Source organism: Treponema sp. (genome assembly GCF_045641405.1).
Taxonomy (GTDB): domain Bacteria; phylum Spirochaetota; class Spirochaetia; order Treponematales; family Treponemataceae; genus Treponema_D.
This window is the reverse complement of sequence record NZ_JAZUGX010000003.1, coordinates 1-2340: the sequence shown is the minus strand read 5'-3', so window position 1 is coordinate 2340 and position 2340 is coordinate 1. Positions and strand designations below refer to the sequence as shown.

Sequence of the window (2340 nt, the reverse complement as noted above, 5' to 3'; positions counted from 1 at the left end):
AAAAGTGGTGTTTCAAAACATTTCCTATATGGCAATGCTGAGATAAAAACGTTAATAGAATCTCAAAGGTCAGAGGAAAATGCACGAAGTGGTGCATGGCATAAGAAATATTATAGAACATCCAAGTCAAAGGATGTGATTATAGAAAGTAAAGATAAATATATAGCAAAGCTTGAGGCTGAAAATGAGACACTTCATAAAGAAATCAATCAGCTTAGAGCTATGATGTATGAGAAAAAATGAGTACTTCGGGTACGGTGTGCCCGAAGTGAAGAATCAGTGTTTTCGGGGCTTTGAGCCCCGGGTACACGAGTTTTAGATGGGAGGTAGACTATGAGACTCGGTTGGACAACAAGCAAATATTCAATTACATACAGGGCTGTTAAAACTGTTAGAATCAATGGCAAGAATAGAACGCAAATAGTAAAATCTTTCGGTTCAGAAAAACAGATTTGTGAAAAGTATGGAGTAACAGATGCCAAGGCCTGGGCCAAGGAACAGGTTCGTTTGATGAATGAAGCAGAAAAGGAGAATTCTGCGAAATTCAATATCGAACTCTGTTCCGGGACAAATCTTGTCATGGACGAGCAGCGACGTTTTAATGGCGGATATCTCTTCCTTCAGGATATCTATTACGAACTGGGACTTCATAAGATATGCCGTGCTATATCTTCACGGCATTCTTTTGAGTATGATCTAAATGACATACTCTCCCGGCTCATTTACACGAGGATTCTTTACCCGGCATCGAAAAAGAGCAGCTTTGAAGAATCAAAGCGATTCATGGAGCAGCCTTCTTTTGAGCTGCATGACATTTATCGTGCACTGTCAGTCATGGCAGAAGAATCTGACTATATCCAGAGCCGTCTTTTCAAGAACAGCGCTGAGATTCAAAAGCGCAATACACAGGTGATTTATTACGACTGCACCAACTTCTATTTTGAGATTGAAGAAGCTGCTGATGACAAACAGTACGGAAAATGCAAGGAGAACCGGCCCTTGCCAATCGTAGGAATGGGTCTCTTTATGGATATGGACGGAATTCCCATCTCTTTCTCCATATATCCCGGAAACAGGAATGAACAGACGACCATGATTCCGCTGGAAGAAAAAATGATCGAGAAATTCGACATGTCAAAGTTCATCGTCTGTACGGACGCAGGATTGTCTTCCGCAACAAACCGGGTGTTCAATTCCTATGATGGTGACGAAGGCATGCGCGGATATATCACAACGCAGTCAATAAAGGAACTCAAGGCTTTTTTGCGGGAATGGTGTCTTTCTGATGACGGATGGATTCTTGATGGTGATAAGTCTACGACGAAATACAGGCTTTCCGAATTGGATGACGAGGCAGACAAGGATAAAATCTTCTACAAAGCAAGATGGATAAAAGAAGAAGGTGTTGTTCACACAGATAATGGCGATAAAAAGCAGATCATAGAACAGAAGCTCATCGTATCGTATTCGATAAAATATCGTGAGTATCAGCGGCGTATCAGAAAAGGCCAGATAGAGCGGGCAATACATCTTGTTGATTCCGGTGAAAAGGCCATCACTAAAAAAAGGCAGAATGATCCCAAGCGCTTTATAAAAACCGATCATGCCACAAAGGATGGTGAAATCGCCAGCAAGTCACTAAGTTATATCGACCAGTCTGTTATAGATGCAGAAGAACAATATGATGGCTTCTACGCTGTATGTACCAATCTTGATGACAGCATAAGCAGCATTGTGAAGGCAAACAAAAGGCGCTGGGAAATTGAAGAATGCTTCAGAATCATGAAAACGGACTTTGAGGCTCGTCCCGTATACCTGAAACGTCAGGAACGAATCCTGGCCCACTTCATTACCTGTTTCATTTCTCTGATTGTTTACCGATATCTTGAAAAGAAACTTGACAATAAATACACGATTGATCAGATACTCCAGACTCTACAGGAAATGGATTTCATGAAGTATGAAGGGAAAGGATATCAGCCGGTTTACACAAGGACGGAACTAACGGATGCTCTGCATACAGCATTCGGCTTCTGCACTTCAAAGCAGATCGTGCCAATCGCAAAAATGCGGAATATCATCTCAGAGACCAAGAAATAGGATAGTGTAACGCGCAACCATAAAATTTCAAAAAGTCCCGGAAGCCAGTGTTTATGCTGCTTACAGGACTTTTTTCTCTCAAAAACTGTCAAAAACAGGAGAATACCCTAATCAAAGGCAAGTTTCAATATTCATTTTAGGTCCGAAAGTCCTATTATTGTTGCATGTATATGATTGTACCTGTGTCGGAAACAGGCAGATTTTCCGCCTGTTCAATTTATAACTCAAGCAGCGTGTATT

At 41.3% G+C, this 2340-nt stretch carries 2 protein-coding genes; both read left to right on the top strand.

Features of this window, described 5'->3' with window-relative positions; translation table 11 throughout:
• Nucleotides 1-243, top strand: a 243-nt coding sequence (locus ACKI39_RS00440) for a DUF6262 family protein (RefSeq protein ID WP_407396553.1), incomplete at its 5' end; no start/stop codon positions are given.
• Nucleotides 244-333: 90 nt separating this feature from the next.
• Nucleotides 334-2100, top strand: coding sequence for an IS1634 family transposase (locus tag ACKI39_RS00435; RefSeq protein WP_407396551.1), 1767 nt, complete (start codon nt 334-336; stop codon nt 2098-2100).
• Nucleotides 2101-2340: the final 240 nt, after the last annotated feature.